This is a genomic window from Actinomycetota bacterium (assembly GCA_041658565.1).
Classification (GTDB): Bacteria; Actinomycetota; AC-67; order AC-67; family AC-67; genus JBAZZY01.
Genome location: JBAZZY010000017.1, coordinates 25,185 through 44,160 on the forward strand (window position 1 = coordinate 25,185; position 18,976 = coordinate 44,160).

17 protein-coding genes are annotated in these 18,976 nt (G+C 66.2%); 14 read left to right on the forward strand and 3 right to left on the reverse strand.

Going from position 1 to position 18,976, the window contains the following annotated elements; translation table 11 throughout:
- Positions 1–31: 31 nt before the first annotated feature.
- Positions 32–742, reverse strand: coding sequence for a coenzyme F420-0:L-glutamate ligase (locus tag WDA27_09610; GenBank protein ID MFA5891188.1), 711 nt, complete (start codon positions 740–742; stop codon positions 32–34).
- Complete coding sequence (gene cofD, locus WDA27_09615; protein MFA5891189.1) at positions 739–1,677, reverse strand: 2-phospho-L-lactate transferase; 939 nt, start codon at positions 1,675–1,677, stop codon at positions 739–741. The genes WDA27_09610 and cofD overlap by 4 nt, the downstream gene beginning before the upstream one ends.
- 85 nt (positions 1,678–1,762) lie before the next feature.
- Here cofD and WDA27_09620 point away from each other — a divergent pair, with 85 nt between their 5' ends.
- From WDA27_09620 to ahcY, 14 genes are all read left to right on the forward strand, one after another.
- Positions 1,763–4,312 carry a bifunctional FO biosynthesis protein CofGH gene (locus tag WDA27_09620; protein ID MFA5891190.1) on the forward strand — a complete coding sequence of 850 codons (2,550 nt, stop codon included), beginning with the start codon at positions 1,763–1,765 and terminating at the stop codon, positions 4,310–4,312.
- A complete protein-coding gene (locus tag WDA27_09625; protein ID MFA5891191.1) occupies positions 4,305–5,777 on the forward strand; it encodes a hypothetical protein in 1,473 nt (490 codons plus the stop codon). Before WDA27_09620 ends, WDA27_09625 begins: the two co-directional genes overlap by 8 nt.
- 264 nt (positions 5,778–6,041) lie before the next feature.
- Positions 6,042–6,311 carry a WhiB family transcriptional regulator gene (locus WDA27_09630; protein ID MFA5891192.1) on the forward strand — a complete coding sequence of 90 codons (270 nt, stop codon included), beginning with the start codon at positions 6,042–6,044 and terminating at the stop codon, positions 6,309–6,311.
- Between the two features lie 37 nt (positions 6,312–6,348).
- Complete coding sequence (locus WDA27_09635) at positions 6,349–6,759, forward strand: hypothetical protein (GenBank protein ID MFA5891193.1); 411 nt, start codon at positions 6,349–6,351, stop codon at positions 6,757–6,759.
- Between the two features lie 79 nt (positions 6,760–6,838).
- Positions 6,839–9,874, forward strand: a complete 3,036-nt coding sequence (locus WDA27_09640; protein ID MFA5891194.1) for a glycosyltransferase family 2 protein — start codon at positions 6,839–6,841, stop codon at positions 9,872–9,874.
- The gene (locus tag WDA27_09645; protein ID MFA5891195.1) at positions 9,871–11,280 is read left to right on the forward strand and encodes a DUF5719 family protein; all 1,410 of its coding nucleotides are present in this window, start codon (positions 9,871–9,873) and stop codon (positions 11,278–11,280) included. The genes WDA27_09640 and WDA27_09645 overlap by 4 nt, the downstream gene beginning before the upstream one ends.
- A gap of 371 nt (positions 11,281–11,651) precedes the next feature.
- A complete protein-coding gene (locus tag WDA27_09650; protein ID MFA5891196.1) occupies positions 11,652–11,972 on the forward strand; it encodes a DUF3499 family protein in 321 nt (106 codons plus the stop codon).
- A gap of 153 nt (positions 11,973–12,125) precedes the next feature.
- On the forward strand, positions 12,126–12,440 hold the full coding sequence (locus WDA27_09655; GenBank protein ID MFA5891197.1) for a hypothetical protein: 315 nt from the start codon (positions 12,126–12,128) through the stop codon (positions 12,438–12,440).
- Between the two features lie 110 nt (positions 12,441–12,550).
- Positions 12,551–12,754 (forward strand): hypothetical protein, encoded by a 204-nt coding sequence (locus tag WDA27_09660; protein ID MFA5891198.1) that lies wholly within the window; start codon positions 12,551–12,553, stop codon positions 12,752–12,754.
- A gap of 5 nt (positions 12,755–12,759) precedes the next feature.
- Positions 12,760–13,473 carry a hypothetical protein gene (locus WDA27_09665; protein ID MFA5891199.1) on the forward strand — a complete coding sequence of 238 codons (714 nt, stop codon included), beginning with the start codon at positions 12,760–12,762 and terminating at the stop codon, positions 13,471–13,473.
- Between the two features lie 10 nt (positions 13,474–13,483).
- On the forward strand, positions 13,484–14,818 hold the full coding sequence (gene manB / locus WDA27_09670) for a phosphomannomutase/phosphoglucomutase (GenBank protein ID MFA5891200.1): 1,335 nt from the start codon (positions 13,484–13,486) through the stop codon (positions 14,816–14,818).
- 36 nt (positions 14,819–14,854) lie between these two features.
- Positions 14,855–15,031 (forward strand): Trm112 family protein, encoded by a 177-nt coding sequence (locus tag WDA27_09675; protein ID MFA5891201.1) that lies wholly within the window; start codon positions 14,855–14,857, stop codon positions 15,029–15,031.
- Positions 15,028–16,092, forward strand: coding sequence for a bifunctional phosphoglucose/phosphomannose isomerase (locus WDA27_09680; protein MFA5891202.1), 1,065 nt, complete (start codon positions 15,028–15,030; stop codon positions 16,090–16,092). Before WDA27_09675 ends, WDA27_09680 begins: the two co-directional genes overlap by 4 nt.
- A gap of 77 nt (positions 16,093–16,169) precedes the next feature.
- Positions 16,170–17,420: an adenosylhomocysteinase gene (gene ahcY, locus WDA27_09685; GenBank protein MFA5891203.1), complete on the forward strand. Its 1,251-nt coding sequence runs from the start codon at positions 16,170–16,172 to the stop codon at positions 17,418–17,420.
- A gap of 130 nt (positions 17,421–17,550) precedes the next feature.
- Here ahcY and WDA27_09690 read toward each other — a convergent pair whose 3' ends face one another.
- Complete coding sequence (locus tag WDA27_09690) at positions 17,551–18,963, reverse strand: FAD-linked oxidase C-terminal domain-containing protein (GenBank protein MFA5891204.1); 1,413 nt, start codon at positions 18,961–18,963, stop codon at positions 17,551–17,553.
- Positions 18,964–18,976 lie beyond the last annotated feature (13 nt).

Here is an 18,976-nt window from a genome sequence, read left to right on the forward strand (position 1 = left end):
CGGCCTATTGCATACGGGTTAGAGCGACACGTCAATCATCGATGATCCCCAGGGGGAACAGGTCTTGCTCCGGCGTCCGAATTAGGTCCCGGCCGTGCCCGCCCGCCCCGAGAGTCGCGATACCTCGTACGACGGCGACGGGGATGCCGTCCGACTTGCCCATGACCAGCTCGGCGGCTCCGGCGATCTCGTCGGCGACTGCGATCACCGTAGCGTGCAACTGAGCCCCGAAGACGTCCGTTTCGCCGCGGTGGTCGCGCAGCGGCGAAAGGCCGGCGACGCCGAGTGCGACGTTTGTGAGCCCCGTGCGCCAGGGACGGCCGAACGTATCCGACACGACGACTCCGACGTCCAGCCCGGTCAGATCATTGATGCGTGCCCGGATGCGCGCGGCGCTCGCGTCGCAATCCTCGGGGAGCAGGCTCACGTATCCTGGGGGAACGTTGGACGCGTCGATGCCGGCGTTAGCGCACACGAAGCCGTGCCGCGTCTGCACGATCATGAGGTCGCCGCGCCGGGCCACTAAGCGAACGGACTCCCGCTCAACCAGGCGCGCGCGCTCGGTGTCGCGCCGTGCGGGGTCGACCGGAACCAAGCGCCCCTCGGACTTCGACACGATCTTCTGCGCGACGACGACGACGTCGCCGGCGCGAAGATCAGCCCACGCGGCGATTATCTCGCCGATGTCCCGGCCGGCTGTGATCTCGGGAATTCCTTCGACGGGGAAGATCTCAAGGCTCATACCGGCGCCCCGAGAGCTACCTTGGCGAGCGCGGCCGCATCGTTTGCCGTGTGCATCATGGTCTGCGTTGCGACCCCGCGCACGCCGAGTGCTTCGATGGCTTCAAGTTGGAACTCGTCGCAGTGATCCACCACGAACGCATCGAGAAAGTCCGCGTACAAAGACGCGACGCCGGTTGCCGATATCTCGACCCCGGCGGCGTGCATCAGCTTGTCTGCCATTCCTCGGACCACGCGTCCGCCGACGATGGGGGAGATTCCGCTCACCGGCGCGCGCGCGTCGCGTAGCGCTTCTCGGATCCCCGGGATCGACAAGATCGTGCCGATGGACACGATGGGGTTGGAGGGTGCCACCAAGATCGTCTCCGCGTCCGCGATCGCCTCGAGTACTCCCGGCGCCGGACGCGCGCCCTCTGCGCCGTCAAGCCGGACACCGATGACGGGGTCGGCCGCGCGCCGCCGAACCCAGTACTCCTGGAAGTGAAGGTTGGTCTCGTCCCCCGTCTGCTCTCGAACGGTAATGCGCGTCTGGACGGGGTCGTCGGTCATCGGCAAGATCCGTACCCCGATCCCGAATCGCCGCGCGAGTCGCCGTGTGACCTCGTGCAGCGGCACGCCGCACGCAAGCCACTGGGTGCGCGCCGTGCACATCGCGAAGTCACGGTCGCCGAGCCCGAACCAGGTTTCGTGCCCCGTTGCAGCGAGTTCGTCCATCACCACGTGCGTGTCGTCGCGAATCCCGAATTGGCGCTGTTCGTCGAGGATGCCGGCGAGCATGAACGTCACGATGTCGAGGTCTGGGCTGACATGCACCCCGTAGATGTCGATGTCGTCGCCGGTATTGCCGATCACGCAGACTTCTTCGGCAGGCACGACGCGCACCAGTCCGCGCAGGAAACGTGCGGCGCCGAGGCCGCCGGCGAGTACGACGATCATTCGCGCAGCCTACCGTCGCGCGTCGCAGACGCGCTCTCGGACGGCGTGTCGGGGCTTTGATCGGTCGTGGTAGTCTCCCCGCACGATGCCGCGCTCCGATCGTTCTCCTCGAGAAGGTGTCGCAGTTCATCCGTCCGCGTTCTCGGGCGATCTCGCGCGCGCCCTTCGTCGCGCGCTGCGTAGGGCGGAGGAAGGCAAGACCTTGTCCCTCGACGAGGCCGAGGCGCTGCTGGCAGCCCGCGGCGAAGACCTGCAACGCCTCTGCGCGGTGGCCCGTCGGTTGCGCGACGCGGGTTTCGGTCGCGTTGTCGGCTATTCGCGCAAGGTATTCATCCCACTCACGCGTTTGTGCCGTGACCGCTGCGGGTACTGCACGTTCGCTACCGTCCCCGGAGAGGTTTCTTCGCCGTACCTTTCCCTGGATGAAGTGGCAGAGGTTGCACTAGCCGGGCGCGCGGCCGGATGCAAAGAGGCTCTGTTTACCCTCGGCGACCGCCCCGAGGATCGGTGGCCCCAAGCCAAGGAGTGGCTGGAGTCGCGCGGGTACGACTCCACGCTTGAGTACGTTCGTGCGGCCTCTGTTCGCGTGATCGAGGAGACCGGACTGCTCCCGCACCTCAACCCCGGCGTCATGTCGTGGGAAGAGATGGCGCGCCTGAAGCCGGTCGCCGCGTCGATGGGCCTGATGCTGGAAACCACCTCGGAGCGACTGCACCGCACGCCCGGACTGGCGCACTTCGGATCGCCCGACAAGGACCCCACTGCACGCTTGCGGTGCATCGAGGACGCCGGCCGGCTCTCAATCCCGTTCACCACCGGCATCCTGATCGGGATCGGGGAGACCCTGCGTGAGCGGGTCGAGTCGCTGTTTGCTCTGCGCGCGCTTTCTCGGACCTATGGGCACATCCAGGAAGTGATTATCCAGAACTTCGTGGCCAAGTCCGGAACCGCGATGGGATGTTTCCCCGACGCCGATTTCGACGACATGCTCGCTACGGTTGCCGTCGCGCGCGTTGTGCTCGGCCCGCGCGCGAGTGTGCAGGCTCCGCCCAACCTGTCCGACGAGCGTTTCCCGGAGCTGCTCGACGCCGGGATCAACGACTGGGGTGGGATTTCTCCGGTGACCCCCGATCACGTCAACCCGGAGAAACCCTGGCCGCAGATCGAGCACGTGCGCGCGCAGACCGAAACGCGCGGGTGCGAGTTGCGTGAGCGCCTGACGATCTACCCGCCGTACGCAACAACGCCGGATCCCTGGATCGACGGACGCATGCGGCGCGCGGTGGATGCGCTGCGAGAGGGCGACGGCTGGGCGCGCGCCGGAAGCGTCGCCGAACCCATCGCTTGGCAAGCTCCGGACGTCGCGTTCGTTCGTCCGTCCGGCGCGGGTATTGCTCACGTCGAGGACTCCGAAGGGGCGACGCAGGAACTTCGGCGTGAGTTGCGCGACGACAGCACGACCGTGCACGGGGACTGGGAAGTCATCGAGCCGCAGGCAAGAACCGCACGTCCGGCTAGCACGCCGACGGCGGTGCTGTCCGCGCTGTCGCGAGCGGAGTCCGGGCGCGCGATCACCAACGACGATGCGCTGGCCCTGTTTGACGCCGAGGGCGATGCGCTCGACGAGCTATGCCGGATTGCTGACGATCTGCGCCGCGAGACCGTCGGAGATGTGGTGACGTACGTGGTGAACCGCAACATTAACTTCACCAACATTTGCTACGTGGGGTGTCGGTTCTGCGCGTTTGCGCAGCGGCGGGAAGACCCCGACGCGTACTTTCTCACCAACGATGAGATCGCCGCGCGCGCCCAAGAAGCGTGGGACGACGGCGCGACCGAGGTTTGCATCCAGGGCGGTATCCATCCCGACCTGCCCGGCGATTACTACTTCGGTATCTTGCGCGCGATCAAGCAGCGGGTTCCTCAGATCCACATCCATGCTTTTAGTCCCATGGAGGTCCTCAACGGCGCGGCGCGGCTGGGTGTTTCCTTTGCCGAGTGGCTGGCCGAGGCGAAGACCGCGGGACTGGACTCGATCCCTGGGACGGCGGCAGAGATCCTGGACGACGAGGTGCGCTGGGTGCTCACCAAGGGCAAGCTTCCGGCGGCAACGTGGGAGGACATCGTGCGCGCGTCCCACCTTGCGGGGATCCCGAGTTCGGCGACCATCATGTACGGACACGTCGATGCCCCGCCGCAGTGGGTCGCACATCTTCGCCGGATCCGAGCACTGCAAGAGGACACCGGCGGATTCACCGAGTTCGTTCCCTTGCCGTTTGTTCATCAGAACGCGCCCATTTATCTCGCGGGCAAAGCGCGTCCCGGCCCGACGCCGTACGAGAACCTTCGCATGCACGCGATCTCGCGCATTCTTCTTCACGGCGCCGTGCGCAACGTTCAGGTGTCGTGGGTGAAACTCGGCGTCGAGGGCGCGAAGCGGATGCTTCAGTCGGGCTGCAACGACTTCGGGGGAACCCTGACCGAAGAGACGATCAGTCGGATGGCCGGCGCATCGAACGGCATCCGCATTGAGCCCGATGAGATCCACCGGGCTGTGCGCGAGATCGGGCGGATCCCGGCCCGTCGAACGACCCTGTACGACATCATCACTCCGGTGGTGGCCGCTCGTGTCTGAGGACCTGTTCGTCGAAAGGGAAGCCGGGGACGACGGCTCGCAGGGCCGGAACGACGAGGTGCTGGCGCTGCACGAGTTGGGCGAAACCGTCCGCGAGGCGATCCTGCGCGTTCGTGCGATGGAAGATCGTCTGGAGTCCACCCCGAGCATTGCCGACTTTTCGCTACTGCGCGGCCAGATGCGATCGGATCTCGACGACTGGGCGCAGGGGATGCAAGATCGCGTAAGCGCACTGGGTGCGGGCATCGCAGACATCGCCGCGCGCGTCGAGCGGTTCGAATCGGCTTCGGCCTCGCTGCTGCGCTCCGAGGTTGCCGCGTCCGAGGGTCGCGTCACTTCGGTCGTGCGCGACGCGGTGGCTGTGGCGCGCGCCGGCATTGAAGCGACGGCAACCGCGTCCGCCGAGCGTTTTCATTCTGAGTCGGCGGCAGCAGCAGAGAGCATTCGGGCAGAGATACTCGCTGCGCGCGCGGACATCAGGACCGAGGTTGCCTCCGTCGCCATCGTGGCAGAGGAGACTGCGCGCGCGGTCGCTGAGCGAGCCGCCGAGATTCTGCGCGCTGTGCCAAGCGCCGAGTCGTTCGCGGCAGGCGTGGGGGAACGCATCGATGCGCTCCTGCGCGACCTTCCGCGCGCCGACCGGCTTGCGGCGGTGCTGGGTGAACGACTCGACACGGCCGTCCGTGACGTCGGGGAGTCCGCGGGACGGATCGAGGAGACCTTGCGGATGCTGCCGGCGCGTTTGGGCGAGTTTGTACGTGCCGATCTGGAGGGCGCTCTCGGGCGTCTTCGTCCGGCGGACGCGGAAGCGAGCGACCACTCCGGCTCGGACGACCAGGTCGCGCCGTCGACCGGTCCCCGATGGTTTCGTCGTTTTGCGCGCGGACCCGGATCGTCGCGTCGGCCCAGTCCTGAAGTTGCACCGGATGCGGGGATTTGGGAGGCAGTGTCCGTTCCGCCGCCGTCCCCTCCGGCCTTGGTGCCGGAGTCACCGGTCGCGCCACCCGCACCGCACGCCGAGGGATCGCCGGGGCTGTTCGATTTGCTCGCGGAGCCGATCGGGGAGTTCGCAGAGCCGATAGAGGTGTTCGCGGGACCCGGCGAATCGCTTGCAGAGCCGGTCGAACTCCCTGAGTCATCCGTCGAGACGACGGTGACCGTCGCCGTTGAAAGCGGGGAAGAGGTCCCCGAGTCGGGGGAGGAGCCATCGCATGAGATCGTGCGCGCGCTTGAGTTGGCGCGAGAGCTGGATTCGACGGCCCCTCCGCAGCAACGCGCGAGTCGCAGCTCGGCGAAGAGCGCATCATCCACGAAGACTCCAGTGAGGAAAGCCGTGGCGAAGAAGACTCCCGGCAAGAAGATCCCTGCTCGCGCTGCGGATGCGAAGCGGCGTGAGATTCCGCCTCGAAAGCGTGGAACCGGGTCGGTCGGCAGTGCGCCCGCATCGCGCCGTCGCTCGACTTAGACCCTACGGACTATTCCATTTCCATCACGGCGAGTCATTCAGATGGACGCTCCGAAGACGAAACTATTCTCAGCGCGCCAGCGCGCAACCTCTCCCCCCATCGACCGGCGGGCACCCGAAAGGGCCCGCCGGTCGGCTTTTCGCGCTTAATTGTCGGTCCGGGTGCCCGAACGCGTATTCGGACGGTGAGAAGAAAATAGGCGTTCGGGCTTGACCCACGCATATCGATCCCTAGAATTACAGCAGCGTAATTACAGTTGTCGTATTCGTCATGCGCGCAAGGGGGAGGATGTGCAACGGTTCGCAGACGACGACCGGCTGCCATGGCAAGAACAGGCGCTGTGTGCGTACGTCGATCCGGACGTCTTCTTTCCCGAGAAGGGTGGTTCCTCGCGCGAAGCGAAGCGGATCTGTGCGCAGTGCACGGTGCAAGAGGACTGTCTCGAGTACGCGCTCGTGAACGACGAGCGTTTTGGGATCTGGGGCGGGCTGTCCGAGCGTGAACGTCGGCGCCTGAAGCGGCTCACTGCCTAAGTGTTCCTTTCTAGGAACGGGGAGGAGGTGACACCTCATGCCACCGACGAAGCGTCGGGTCACAAAGACGGGAACGGCTAAGCGCACGACGAAGCGCGCGACCGCCGCCGCGAAGACGACCGCAAAGAAGGCGGCGCCGAAGCGGGCCCGCAAGACCGCAGTAAAGAAGGCGACTCCGAAGCGCAAGCCGGCTGCAAAGGCGGCTGCCAAGAAGCCGGTCAAGAAGGCTGCTCCGAAGAAGGCGGCTGCCAAGAAGCCGGTCAAGAAGGCTGCTCCGAAGAAGGCGGCTGCCAAGAAGCCGGTCAAGAAGGCTGCGCCGAAGAAGGCGGCTGCCAAGAAGCCGGTCAAGAAGGCTGCTCCGAAGCGGAAGGTCGCTGCGAAGAAGTCGGCTGCGAAGAAGCCGGCTGCTCGGAAGACGACACGCCGAACGGTTGCTCGGAAGAAGTAGCATCGAGTTTCGTCTGAGGCCTGCCCGCCCGGCAGGCCTCAGTGGTCTTCGCGGTCCGATATGAAGCGGGTTTCTCAGCGTGATACGCTCCCGCGCGCTCATGGAGTTCCCTGATCGCCCCTCCGTACTCGTGCTGCTGGTTGCGACCGACGGAGCGCGGTGGCTGCCTGAGGCCTTGCGTGGGCTGCGAGCCCAAAAGCACAGACCCATCGACATCGTTGCGGTGGATAACGCCTCTACGGATGCCACAGCTCAGATCCTGACGAAGGCGCTCGGCGCGCGCCGGGTCGTGAAGCTGGAACGCAGGGCCGGCTACGGTCGGGCGCTCGCCGTGGCACTAAAGACCGCGACCGACCGCAAGCTTGTTGCCGACGTGTTCCTTCTGGTTCACGACGACGCGGAACTCGCGCCGGGCGCGCTGTCGGCGATGATCGAGGCGATGCGCGCCGACGGTGTCGGTGTCGTCGGCGCGAAGTTGCTCGAATGGACCGAGTCCGGACTGCTCCAAGATATTGGGCAGACTGCCGACCGTTACGGCCGTTATGTTCCGCGAGTCGAGCGCGGGGAGTTGGACCAAGGTCAGCACGATGGGATCCACGAGGTCTTGTACGTGACGAGCGCGGCGATGCTGATTTCCGCCGATGTCGTCGAGTCCGTGGGCTTGTTCGACCCGCGGTATGCGGTTCTGCGTGACGACTTCGACTTCTGTTGGCGCGCTCGTCTTGCCGGCTATCGGACGGTCGTGACGACGACCGCTTCCGCGCGCCACGCATCGGCGACGATGCGCAACCTACGAGCGACGGCGGCGAGTAACCGCATCCGGTACTTCTCCGAGCGCAACATGATCGCAACGCTCATCAAGAACTACGGAGGGTGGCACCTTGCCCTGGCGGTTCCGATGACGTTGGCGATCTCACTGATGAACGTGGTGTTGTTCCTCATCACCGGTAGGCGCGCGTCGGCGATTCAGGTTCTTGAGGCGCTCGAGTGGAACGTGGTGCATTTGCCGTCGACGCTGCGTGCTCGCCGCCGCGCTCAGCGCGCGCGCAGGGTGAGGGATTCGGAGATCACGCGCTGGATGCACCACGGCGCGACGCGTCTTCGCTCGCAGTTTGAGCACGCTATCGAGGTAGTTGTCGGCGATGTGGACGCGGGAAGTGAGGACGACTTCGACAAGCCGCCGCCTCGGCTGATCGACAGAGCGCGCGCACACCCTGGTCTCGCTCTTGGAGCACTGACTGCGATAGTGGTCGCGCTCGGCGCCCGCACGTTGTTGTTTTCCGGCGGCATAGCCGGTGCGGATTTTGCGCCGTTTCCCATGAAGGCCGGCGAGTTCTTCTCGGAGTACTGGTCGGGCTGGCGCGGCGCCGGTTACGGCGGTGCGGCCCCTGCCTCGCCGGGGCTGGTGATCTTGGGGCTTTTGACTATCGTCTGCGCGCGAAGCGCGTGGCTTGCCCAGCGCGTGTTGGTCCTTGGCCTGCCGGCGATCGGCGTGTCGGCGATGTTCCGGCTGGCGTACGCCGTTGGTCTGGGTCCTACGGGGCGGCGAGTCGCAATGCTCGCCTACGCGGTGTCTCCTTTGTTGATGGGGGCGTTCGGTGCGGGGCGACTGGGGGACCTAGTTCTGATTGCCGCAGCGCCGGGAATCCTGTTGGTGTTGGCGCGCGCCGCGGGACTCGCTCCAAGCAAGGGGTGGCGACCGGCTGCTGCGGCCGTTGCCGGTGTCGCCCTCGCAACTTCGCTGTCGCCGTGGACACTCGTCTTCACTTTCGGGGCAGCCGTGGTGTTCTCGGTGGTCGTACGGGAGCGCGCCCGGGACGTCCTGGCGCTGGGCGCAACGGCTGTCATCGGCGCGCTGGTGCTGCTGTTTCCTTGGAGCATTGAGTTGTTCCGGGCAGGTTCACCGCTCGGCGCCGGCGGTGCGGATCCGCAGGCCCGCATGCTCGACATTCTGGTGTTGTCTCCGGGGGTGGTGCGCCCCTTGCCACTGGCCATCGCGGCGGGGCTGACTGTCGCGGGTTTCCTCGGGTTCTTGATGGCTCCCGCTGAGCGCAGAGCCCCTGCACGGATTCTCGGCGCGCTTGTCGTGACGGCGATGCTGCTCGGGTGGATGGTTGTTCGAGGCGTCCCGTGGATCGCGCCCCGGGCCACGCTGCCGCTTGTGGGGGCGTCTGTTGCGTTGGCCCTGCTGGCAGGCATGGGCATCGAGGCGGCCGCGCGTTTGGGCGCCCGCCAGTTCGGAGCCGCGCATGTCGCAGTTGGGGTGGCTGGTGCCTTGCTGCTGTTCCAAGCGGTCGTGTCTGCGGGCTGGATCGCGTCCGGGTGGCATCCCGGACTCGTGCGGTCCGAGACGTTGGTGCCATCGTTCATTGCTGCCGAGGAGCAGTCGTATGGCGCCTTCCGGGTCCTGTGGGTCTCCGGAACGGCGTCGTCGCCGCGGGTGGCGTTGAGCGGGGCTCGGGGCACGACGATGCTCTCGTACCTTGTTCGTCCTGCGGGAGCGGGCGACGCGGCTTTGCGGCGCGCGGTTGCTGCGATCGCCGGAGGATCTACCGAGTCCGGCGGAAGGCTGCTAGCCACTCTGGGGGTCCGGTATGTGATCGTTCGTCCTGAGGTGGGCGCGCGCCTCGGAGACGCATTCGCGAGCCAAGTGGATCTTGCCTTCTCTCAGCGGTTCGCGGATTCGACGGTGTACGTCAACCGCGTCGGCGTCCCCATCGCTGCGGGGATCTCGGCGCCGGGATGGGTTCTCGCCGGCGCCGCCGGCTTGGATGCCGCAGCCGGCGCCGAGTCCGTGCCCGGCGTCGGGGCGGGGTTCGCTCGCCGCGCTGACAGCAGGTACGCCGGATCGACGGCGAAGACAGCGCGCGAGGTCGTGATCGCGGAGGACTACTCGCCGAAGTGGCGCTTGCGGGTGGACGGAAAGGAACTCCGTCCCGAGCGATCTTTCGGATGGGCATCGCGGTTTGAGGTCGCATCCGCGCACAAAGACATCGAGATCGTGTGGACGGGCCAGCGCCGGCATCGACTCGTGATTTCGATTCAGCTCGGGATTCTGCTGCTGTTTGCGGCGTGGTGGTCGCAGCGTGCGGCTCGGGAGCGGGGGGAGCGATGAGGACGCGCATGCGTGTGGTGCTCGTCGTGGTTGTGTTCGTCGGCGCGATCGTGGCGGATGCTCTGCGCCCGCCCGCGCCGGCTATGTCACATGGCGTCGTCTCGGCCACGACCGGCGGAGTGCTCGCCTGCCCGAATGCGTTGCCCTCGCGGGGAACCGCGTACATACATGTCGCCAACGCCGGCACGCGGACCGCCGATGTTCGCGTCACGCTGGTTCCAAAGGTGGGGAAGCCGGTCGTGATTCCCTTCGCGATCGGCCCGGCGAAGGCGCGCGCTCTGCGGATCAGCGGTCGCGTCAAGGCGCCGGCGGCGGCAGTGCTCGAGTACTCGGGTTCCGATATCACGGCTGCCCACTCGATGTGGATGCCTAAGGTTGGGGGCCGGGGCGGCGGGGCCGGGGCGTTGTGCGAGAGGCCGACCGCGGGAGAGATAGTCGTGTCCTCGCTGCGGACGTTTGGCGCGACGGCGTCGGTGTCGGTGTTCAACCCCGGAAGCGCGAGCGCAGATATCAGCGTGTCGTTGCTTGCCGACGGGCACCGCCTGGAGCCGCAGCGTCTTTCGCGTCGAGTCGTCCCGGCGCGTTCGCGCCTGGATCTCGCCGTCGGCGACTTCGCTTTCGACGCGCGCGCCGTGACCGCGGTTATCACCGCGCGCGCCGGACGCGTGGTGGCAGAGGGGATCGTCTCGTCCGGGCGCGGCCTGGAGATTTTGTCCGGTCGGCCGCCGGAGCGCAGCGGTGTGGTGATCGCAGCCCGCAGCGGTTTGGGCGTGGCGGCTACGGTGTCGCCGGTCGGCGTCGAGGACTCCGCCGTCGCGATTAGGGTCGTAGATGGGACGCACCAGGGAGTTTTGCCGGGCGCTCCTTCGACGCTGCGCGCCGGGACGTCTCGTCGGATCGCGATTCCGGAGTCTGCCAAGTCTCGAGCGGCCGCTTTGGTGATCGACGTCGGGATGGGCTCGCCCGTTGCCGCCGGAGTGTCCTGGGATCGGGCGGGATCTCCGTCGGATGAGGTCGCATCGCCGCTTGTGGCTGCCGGCCGTCGGTGGAGGGGAGTGGCAGGCAGCCCGTATCCCAAGACGCTGATTCAGGCCTTCGTGATCAACGCTTCCGACGAACCGGCCGACGTTCGCATCGACCTTTTCGGGACGCGCACCGGCTCTGTCCTGCGCCGGGTGGCGCCGGGCAGGCTGTTGGTGCTGACGCTGTCGAATGCGGCGGCTACCTTGGGAATCGACGTCTCCTCCGACCAGCCGGTCGCGGTCGTTCTCCAGGTAGCGGCTCGCGCCACGGACGGCTCGGCGCTGGCTTACGGGATCCCCGCGTCGCCGGTTAGGACGGCGCGCCCGGTCGCGGTCACCACCGACCCGCGGGTAGGTATTCCCGCCCGCGTCCCCGCGGTCTAGCCTTTCTCGCAGGAAATTCCTTTGCGGACCTCTTGCTTCGTCGTGCGCCGGATGCTAGGTTGACTGAGTACTCCCGAGAAGTGATTAGGGGAAACCCGAAAGCTACTTGGGGGTACATCTTTTGGGGGACTTCCCTGCGCCCGCCGTCCGGCGAACGCCATATCTGCAGCTTGGAGGCCACGTGTGACGGTGGCCTCTTTCCTTTCTCGTCGATGCGCGTCCGGGAATCGCCGCAGAAGTCTTATCCGCTTACTTCGGTGAAAATCAAAAGTGTCTTAGGTAGCGATTGCGCCGGTAAGATCGGAGGTGCCACCTGCGCATGCCGCTCGAATGGGTCCGCGCGGCGACGATGAACTCCCTAGACGCTTGAAATGCCCGTATCGCTCCCGTATGGTGCGCGCGTGCTCGGCAAGAGAAAGAACGATGTGCGCCGTTGCTCCCGCAACGGCTGCCGCTGGCCGGCGTCGGCTTCGTTGACGTACGCGTACCAGCAGCAGGTCGCCTGGATTGAAGACGTGACGCCGCAGCCCCACCCGGCCGCCTACGACTTGTGCGCGGCGCACGCCGAACGTCTGGCGGTTCCGCTCGGGTGGCGCAAGGAGGACCTGCGAGTTGTTCCTCCACCTGTGACCCCGATTCGACCCGAGGTCGGGTCCTGGCACGGCACAGCCGGCGCGTCCACCGGCGCCTGATCGGGAACACGCGATCGTAGACAGGCTTCGACCTGGCGTTTCACCTACGTCGCCGATCGGTTTTCAAGGCTTGCACGGGATGCCGCAACGTGCGAGGCTGTTCTTGGGTACATTCCCTGTACACAAGAACTCGAAGCCGCTTTGCGAGGGTCGATGGCTATACAGCGCGAACTAATCCGCTCGATCCGGAAGCTTGACGAGTATGACCTGCGCCGTTTGATGATCTTCATCCGGGGGCTGCTGCTTCATCGTGAAGGCCCGGCGTTCGAGCCGGGGGCGGCGCTCTCGCAAAACAAGGTCACGTATCGCCTCGAACACGTTCGCTGTGGGAAGCGCGGCTGCACTCGTTGTCCGCACGGCCCGTACTGGTACGCCTATTGGCGTGAGGGCGGGCGGCTTCGATCGCGCTACATTGGGAAGACCCTCCCGGAAGGCGCCGAGCCCGACGGAGTGTCCGGTAATCGGTAAATCACCCGAAAGAAGCATGAGAATGACCCGCGCGGATCATAGGAACGGACGGCATAAACAGGTATGTTTCGGGTCATCCGGGGTCGTCCCGGCTGAGTAGGAGAGGAATCATGGGCGCGCTAGTTTGCCCGCAGTGCAGTTCCAGCAACGTCATCAATATCAATCTCACCATGGAAACCGGGGCCCCGGTGTCTTTCTTCTCCTGTCACAACTGTGACAAGCGCTGGTGGCATAAAGACGGCGAGCCGATCGACCTGCCCGAAGTGCTGGAGTTGGCCCGCCGACCGGGGCGTGCTTCGAAGTCCCAGGGCTAGCCTGGGTGTGGCGAGAGCGGGCGGCCGCATCGGCGTACGTCGGCAGGTTTGCGGTCGCCGAACGTCTTGCCGAGCGATTTGCCTCCCAAGATCCAGAGGGCTCCCGCTGGCTGCGCGCGTATGTCGCCGCGGCGCGGGGTGATTTTCAGGCGGCGGAGCGCCTTGCGGAGCCGCTTGCCCGCGGCGCGCGCGATGTCGGGATCCGGGTTTCCGCGTCCCTGACGTTGGGATCGGTGCTTCGTCAAACCGGACGGCATCGCCGGGCGCGCGCCCACGATCTGCGCGCCGCGCGTCTTGCGACGACGTCATCGGCGCGCGCCCACGCACTAATCGGGCTCGCCGCCGATGCGGTGGGAGTCGGCGACGCCGGAACCTGTGCCGGCCGGCTGGCAGAGGCAGCCGGCGTCGTGCCGCGTGGGGACTGGCGCGCGCGTGTTCGGCTGGACTGGGTGCGTGCCGAGCATGCGCTGCTGGTGAATCGTCCGCGTGCGGCTGCGCGCGCGGCTGCGCGCGCGCTGAGTCGTTCGCGGGCTGCCGGCGCGCGCCGGCACGAGGCGAAGTCCTCACTGTTCCTGGGAGCTGCGCTTGCAACCGCCGGAGATGACGGCGCGCGTCGGCCGCTGCGCGACGCAGAGCGGCTGGCGGCTCGTCTCGGAGCGGTGCCGATCGCCCGGGTCGCGCGAGAGCTGCTCGACGGGCTTCCCGTGCGCGGCCGGTAGGATCACGCCCATGGAACTGGACACGATCTTCAAGGCTTACGACGTTCGTGGTACCTATCCGGACCAGTTCGACGAGGAGGTCGCGCATCGCGCGGGCCGTGCTTTCGTTGCGCTGCTCGGCGCGCGCCGGTTGATCGTCGCGCGCGACATGCGTTCGTCCAGCGAGCCCTTGTCGGCCGCATTCATGTCGGGTGCGGTGACGCAAGGGGCCGATGTGGTCGACATCGGAGTCGCGTCGACCGACATGCTCTACTACGCCTCCGGCGCACTTAACCTGCCCGGCGTTGTGTTCACGGCCTCGCACAATCCGGCGAAGTACAACGGGATGAAACTTGTTCGCGCAGGGGCGTTCCCAATCGGCAGTGAAACCGGAATGGCGGAAATCAAGCAGATGATCGCGGAGAACGAGTTTCCCCGTCCTCCGCGGCTGGGCTCCATCAGCCGGCGCGACGTGCTCGAGGATTTCGTCGATCACGTGCTCTCGCTCGTGGACGCATCGCGGTTTCGCCCGCTCAAGATCGTCGTCGACGCCGGTAACGGGATGGCGGGACTGACGGTCCCTGCCGTGTTCGAGAACCTTCCGATCGAGGTTGTGCCGCTGTACTTCGATCTGGACGGGACCTTTCCGAATCACCCGGCCGATCCGATCCAGCCCGAGAACCTCCGCGATCTGCGCGCGGCAGTGCTCGAGCACGGAGCGGTCGCCGGGCTTGCGTTCGACGGGGATGCCGACCGCGTGTTCTTCGTTGATGATCGTGCGGAGCCGGTTTCGGCGTCTTTGCTGGGCGCGATGGTCGCGAAGTCGATCCTGCAGCGCCACTCCGGCGAGAAGGTCGTCTACTCGCTTACGTGCTCTCGCGTTGTGCCGGAAGTGATTCGCGAGTCCGGCGGCGAGCCGATTCGGACTCGCGTTGGGCATTCCTTCATCAAGAAGATCATGGCCGACACCGGAGCGATTTTCGGTACCGAACACTCCGGGCACTACTATTTCCGTGACCATTGGCGCGCCGACTGCGGAATGATCTGCGCTCTGCTCGCGCTCGAGGTCATCTCGGAGGCGGGCGGCGATTTCCAGGCCGCGCTCGCTCCGTTCCGTCGGTATTGGAACTCCGGCGAGATCAACTCCGATGTCGGCGACAAACAGGCGGTGACTGAGAAGATCGCCGCCGCGTATGCGGATGGGCGCCACAACAGCGATGACGGTCTCACCGTTGAATACGACGATTGGTGGTTCAATGTTCGCCCTTCGAATACCGAGCCGCTGTTGCGACTCAATGTTGAGCATCGGACGGCCGCAGAGGGTGAGCGCTGCCGCGACGATCTGTTGACGATTATTCGCGGGTAGGACTGCGTACAATCAGCGCGACTAGGAGGGACGAAGATGGCAGTAAGCAAGGACCTGATCGACATCCTGATCTGCCCGAACTGTCGTGGGCCGATCGAGTACGCGGAAGCGGAGCAGAAGATCAGTTGCGTCGGTGATTGCAGGTACGTCTACCCCGTGCGCGACGACATCCCCATCATGCTGATCGACGAGGCGGAGAAGCCCTCGTCGTGAGCGTTCTGGACGACCGCGAGCACATCGTGGCCGTCGATCCGTCCGACGCGCTCGGTTTCGTCGAGCGTGCTGCGGAGCAGTGGGCCGAGGGGGTCCGGCGCGCGCGCGCGGCATCCATCTCGGTCGAGGCCGCCGGGATCCGCAATGTCGTGGTTTGCGGCATGGGCGGCAGCGGGATCTCAGGCGACGTTGCCGTTGCCGTTGCCGCGCCGCTTTCGTCGGTTCCCGTGGCGGTGGTCAAGGGCTACGACCTACCCTCGTGGGTCGGTCCCGACGCCCTCGTGGTGTGCGCGTCGTACTCCGGGAACACGGAAGAGACGTTGTCGTGTTTCGAGCAGGCGCGCGCGCGCGGCGCGCGCATCGTCGCGGTAACGACCGGCGGGGCACTCGCCGAACTCGCCGCGAGCGCAGGCGTGGCGTGTATCTCCCCGGTCGAAGGATTGCAGCCTCGGGCCGCTCTCTACTCGCTGGCCCCCTCGGTTCTGGTGACCCTCGAGCGCCTCGGCGTCCTTCCGGACCTCTCCGGAGATCTCAAGGAAGTTGAGTCCGTTTTGGATGCCGGGGCGGCGAACCTTCGTCGCGAGGTTCCGACCGCGACCAATGAAGCCAAACGCCTAGCGGTCGCACTGAGCGGCCGGCTTCCGATCGTGTGGGGCCAAGAAGGGATCTTGTCTGTGGCCGCCGTGCGGTGGCGCTGTCAGTTGAACGAGAACGCGAAGATGCCCGCGTGGTCCGCCGTCCTGCCCGAACTCGACCACAACGAAATCGTCGGCTACGACCCGGGAATCGCGGCGCTCGGAGAGGTCGCCGTTGTTGTGCTTCGGTCGCCCGGGGAGCACCCCCGGATCGCGCGCCGCATCGACGCGACACTGGCGGGGATGGGGGAGCGCGTCGGGGCAGTCTTGGAGGCGACCGCCTCGGGGCAGGCGCCGTCGGCGCGACTGATGTCGGCATGTCTGCTCGGCGACTTCGTCAGCATTTATTGCGCGTTGCTTCGGGGCGCCGACCCGACCCCCGTAGCGGTTATCGAGAGCCTGAAGGCGCAACTCGCGTCGCGGTAGGGCAATCTTTCCGCTTTTCCCCGGCCCCGGGAAACCGCATATGCTTGCCGGGCTTTTTCGTCTCCAGGAGGACTCGGATGGATTTCGACATCAAGGATGCTTCCCTCGCCGCGCGCGGACGTGTTCGGATTGAGTGGGCGGCCGGCCACATGCCGGTCTTGGAGGCGATTCGCGAACGCTTCGCTAAGGAGAAGCCGCTCGCCGGCGTAAGCATTGCGGCGTGCTTGCACGTGACGACCGAGACCGCGAACCTCATGCTCGCACTGCAGGCAGGCGGCGCCGACGTGGCGCTTTGCGCGTCGAACCCGTTGTCCACGCAGGACGACACGGCGGCCGCGCTGGTCGACATGGGGATTCCCACCTACGCCATCAAGGGTGAGGACAACGCAACCTACTACGGTCATATCAATCGCATCTTGGACCGCGAGCCGGTCGTGACGATGGACGACGGCGCCGACTTGGTGAGCGTGCTGCACAAGCAGCGCCAGGGGCAGATCGACAAGATCATCGCGGGGACCGAGGAGACGACAACCGGCGTGATCAGGCTCCGGCAGATGGCGGCCGCGAAGGTACTGCGGTACCCGATCGTCGCCGTCAACGACACGCCGACCAAGCGCATGTTTGACAACCGATACGGCACCGGTCAGTCCACCCTTGATGGGATCACGCGCGCGACCAACATCTTGTGGGCCGGCAAGACCGTCGTCATCGGCGGCTACGGTTACGGCGGGCGCGGGCTGGCGATGCGCGCGCGCGGGATGGGATCGCAGGTCATCGTGACCGAGGTCGATGCCGTGAAGGCGTTGGAAGCCGCAATGGAGGGCTACCGAGTGATGCCGATGGTCGACGCGGCGCGCGTCGGAGACGTGTTCATCACCGTCACCGGGGACAAGGACATCTTGCGTCGGGAGCACTTCGAGGTCATCAAGGACGGTGCGATCGTCGCGAACACAGGCCACTTCGACGTTGAGATCAACAAGGGCGACCTGCTCGCGATGACGACCTCGACTCGCGAGGTTCGCGATCACGTTGTCGAGCATGTTCTCGTCGACGGCCGCAAGGTGTACTTGCTTGCGGACGGGCGACTGGTGAACCTTGCCGCGGCCGAGGGTCACCCGGCGACCGTGATGGACATGTCCTTTGCCGACCAAGCGCTGACGGCCGAGTGGCTCGTCCAGAACCAGGGTCTGGCTCCCGAGGTCTACGACGTCCCCGCCGAGATCGACCGCGAGGTTGCGCGCGTGAAGCTCGAAACGATGGGCATCCGGATCGACGAGTTGACCCCGGAGCAGGTCTCCTACCTGGGTTCCTGGCAGGAAGGCACCTAAGGCGGGGTTACCTCCCCTGCGCCACGATCTCCATCAACTCGTCCGCGCGCTCGACGAAGAACAGGTGCCCCGCTTCGGGGTAGTACGTCGCGCGTCGCCGCGGACGCATGCGACGTGGTTCGGCGCCGACCTACTCGGGCGGGACTCGTTCGCTGGCGTGACTCGGCCACATCGCGACGAGCTTCCCCGGGTTCAAGATGCCGAGCGGATCCAGCGCGTGTTTGATCGTGCGCATGATCTCAAGTGCCTCACCGTGCTCGGCATCCAAGAAGCGCATCTTCCCGAGGCCGACGCCGTGCTCTCCCGTGCATGTGCCGTCCATCGCTAGGGCGCGCGCCACGATTCGCTCGTTCAACTGCTCCGCCTCGGCGAGCTGCTCGGGGTCTTGTGGGTCGATGACCAAAAGCACGTGGAAGTTGCCGTCGCCGACGTGGCCGACGATCGGCGCGGGGATGGTTGAACGCGAGAGGTCCTCCTTCGTCTGCACGACGCACTCCGCCAGCCGCGAGATCGGAACGCATACGTCGGTGGTGAGGCCCTTCGCGCCGGGGCGCAGAGCAAGCCCGGCGTAGTAGGCGTTGTGTCGCGCGTGCCACAGGCGCGTGCGGTCCTCTGGGCTAGTCGCCCATTCGAACCGGGCCCCTCCGTGCCTCACCGCTACGGCCTGCGCGATCTCGGATTGCTCGGCGACGCCGGCAGGGGTCCCGTGGAATTCGTAGAACAGGGTCGGGGCGACCGGATAGTGAAGGTCCGAGCGCTTGTTGACGGCGTCCATCTGCACCTCGTCGAGCAGCTCGATGCGCGCGACCGGAACTCCAAGCTGGATGGTCTCGATGACGCTGGACACCGCACCTGCGATGTCGGAGAAGGAGCAGACTGCGGCGGCTATCGCTTCCGGCACTCCGTACAGCCGCACCGTCAGTTCGGTGATGATCCCGAGGGTGCCTTCAGATCCGACGAACAGTCGCGTGAGGTCGTAGCCGGCCGACGATTTGCGCGCGCGCCGCGCCGTGCGCACTACGCGGCCGTCGGCGAGCACTACCGTCAGGCTCACGACGTTGTCGCGCATCGTGCCGTAACGAACGGCATTTGTGCCGGACGCGCGGGTGGCGGCCATGCCGCCGAGCGTCGCCTCGGCGCCGGGATCCACCGGGAAGAACAGGCCGTGATCGCGCAAGCGTTCGTTGAGTTGATTGCGGGTGACCCCGGCTTGAACGGTCGCATCGAGGTCTTCGGGGCTGATCGAAACGATGGCGTTCATGCCGGACAGGTCGACGCAAATGCCGCCGTGAACCGCAGTCACATGGCCTTCCAGTGATGTGCCGGCGCCGAAGGGAATGACCGGCGTGGCCGACCGTGCGCAAATGCGGACGATCTCGCTTACCTCCGCGGTGTCGTTTGGGAATGCGACGGCATCCGGAGGCATTGGCGTGTGGTAGGACTCGTCCTTGCCGTGCTGCTCGCGTACGGCGGCGTTCGTGGACAGCCGGTCGCCGAGAAACGCGCGCAGTTCTGCGATGACTTCCGGTGCGGTGCTTCCCATCGGTGGACCTCCC

What these genes read in the sequence shown, in the direction of transcription:
- WDA27_09610 (MFA5891188.1), bottom strand. Translation starts at nt 742, where the DNA reads ATGAGCCTTGAGATCTTCCCCGTCGAAGGAATTCCCGAGATCACAGCC.
- cofD (MFA5891189.1), bottom strand. Translation starts at nt 1,677, where the DNA reads ATGATCGTCGTACTCGCCGGCGGCCTCGGCGCCGCACGTTTCCTGCGC.
- WDA27_09620 (MFA5891190.1), top strand. Translation starts at nt 1,763, where the DNA reads ATGCCGCGCTCCGATCGTTCTCCTCGAGAAGGTGTCGCAGTTCATCCG.
- WDA27_09635 (MFA5891193.1), top strand. Translation starts at nt 6,349, where the DNA reads ATGCCACCGACGAAGCGTCGGGTCACAAAGACGGGAACGGCTAAGCGC.
- WDA27_09645 (MFA5891195.1), top strand. Translation starts at nt 9,871, where the DNA reads ATGAGGACGCGCATGCGTGTGGTGCTCGTCGTGGTTGTGTTCGTCGGC.
- WDA27_09650 (MFA5891196.1), top strand. Translation starts at nt 11,652, where the DNA reads ATGCCCGTATCGCTCCCGTATGGTGCGCGCGTGCTCGGCAAGAGAAAG.
- WDA27_09655 (MFA5891197.1), top strand. Translation starts at nt 12,126, where the DNA reads ATGGCTATACAGCGCGAACTAATCCGCTCGATCCGGAAGCTTGACGAG.
- WDA27_09660 (MFA5891198.1), top strand. Translation starts at nt 12,551, where the DNA reads ATGGGCGCGCTAGTTTGCCCGCAGTGCAGTTCCAGCAACGTCATCAAT.
- manB (MFA5891200.1), top strand. Translation starts at nt 13,484, where the DNA reads ATGGAACTGGACACGATCTTCAAGGCTTACGACGTTCGTGGTACCTAT.
- WDA27_09675 (MFA5891201.1), top strand. Translation starts at nt 14,855, where the DNA reads ATGGCAGTAAGCAAGGACCTGATCGACATCCTGATCTGCCCGAACTGT.
- ahcY (MFA5891203.1), top strand. Translation starts at nt 16,170, where the DNA reads ATGGATTTCGACATCAAGGATGCTTCCCTCGCCGCGCGCGGACGTGTT.
- WDA27_09690 (MFA5891204.1), bottom strand. Translation starts at nt 18,963, where the DNA reads ATGGGAAGCACCGCACCGGAAGTCATCGCAGAACTGCGCGCGTTTCTC.